This is a genomic window from Mesorhizobium sp. M5C.F.Ca.IN.020.29.1.1, from assembly GCF_003997375.1.
Taxonomy (GTDB): domain Bacteria; phylum Pseudomonadota; class Alphaproteobacteria; order Rhizobiales; family Rhizobiaceae; genus Mesorhizobium; species Mesorhizobium wenxiniae.
Window position 1 is genome coordinate 1 of sequence record NZ_RZSW01000947.1, and the last position, 1413, is coordinate 1413.

Below are 1413 nucleotides of genomic sequence, written 5' to 3' on the forward strand. Positions count from 1 at the left end.
GTGCGGGCGCGCTATCGGCCGGATGCGCCCGCCTGGATGCGCCGCGGCGATTTTCACTCCACCCTGCCGGTCTGGGTGGGCGGCGAGATCCGCACCGGCTACACCTGCAACGTCCTGCTCAGGATGGGCGCCGACAGCCTCCGCGGCCGGCGGTTCAGCCTGGCGCGTGGCCAGACCGGCGGCGAGGACACCGAATTCTTCGACCATATGGTCAAGGCCGGCGGTCGCATCGCCTTTTCGCCGCAAGCCTGGGTCGATGAAGTGGTGCCGCGCGCCAGGGCCGCATTCGACTGGCTCCGCCGCCGCCGGTTCCGCGTCGGGCAGACGCATGGGCACCTCCTGGGGCGCGACGCGAGTGGCCTCGCGCTGGTCAGGCAAGTCGGCCTCGCCTCGGCAAAGGCGGTCTACTGTTTCGCATTGGCGATCCCGGTCGCCATCAATCCCGTGCGCAGGAACCGCAGCGTGCTTCGCGGCATCATGCATGTCGGCGTCGTGAGCGGTCTCGTCGGTGTGCGTGAAATCCGCCAATACGGCTTGCCATCGCCGCAGGAAGGGGGCAAGCGTGCAGCCTGACGTCACCTTTGTCATTGCCGCCTACAATGCGGAGCTGACCATCGAGCGGGCGATCGCCAGCGCTATCGCCCAGCGCGATGTCCGCGTTGAGGTGATCGTCGTCGACGATCAGTCGCGCGACCGGACGCTCGATCTGGCGCGATCCTACCCCGAGGATATCGTGCGCGTCGTCGCCCTTGCACAGAACCGTGGTCCCGGCGGCGCCAGGAATGCCGGCCTTGAGCTTGCCCGCGGCCGGTGGGTCGCGGTCCTCGATTCCGATGACGCGATCTATCCCGGGCGGATCTGCACCATGATTGACCGCGCAGAGAAAGCGGGCGCCGAGATCGCGGTCGACAATCTCCAGGTCGTTCGCGAGGACGGCGTTGCCGAAGAGACGATGTTCCCGGCCGACTATCTCGAGGGCTTGAGTGAAATCTCGCTAGCGGACTATATCGCCGGCAATGTGGTGTTCGAATCCAGGTTCAATCTCGGCTATCTCAAGCCGATCTTCCAGCGACGCTTCCTGAACGAAAACGGGCTTCGCTATGACGAAGGCCTGATCATCGGCGAAGATTACATCCTGCTGGCCAGTGCTCTGGCCAAGGGCGGAAAATGTGTGGTTGAGCCGACGACCGGCTACGTCTACCATATCCGGACCGGCTCCATTTCCCGCGTGCTCGAACTTCATCACGTCGAGGCGATGCGCAAGGCCGATCTCGCCTTCGCCAGAACCCATTCGATGGACGCCAAGGCCGAGGCCGCTTTCGCAAGGCGCACACGCAGCCTGCGCAAGGCGGCGTCGTTCCTGTCGCTGGTCCAGCACATCAAGGCGCGGTCCCCGCTCAAGGCGGTGTGGAC

Annotated in this window: 1 protein-coding gene and 1 pseudogene; both read left to right on the forward strand. The window is 65.4% G+C overall.

The features are described 5' to 3' along the window. Nucleotides 1-573: pseudogene (locus tag EOA85_RS35255) on the forward strand (glycosyltransferase family 2 protein); the annotation flags it as partial. Beyond that, nucleotides 563-1413: glycosyltransferase family 2 protein (locus EOA85_RS35260; protein WP_164760131.1), on the forward strand; the 851-nt coding region annotated here is incomplete at its 3' end. The pseudogene EOA85_RS35255 and the gene EOA85_RS35260, both read left to right, overlap by 11 nt.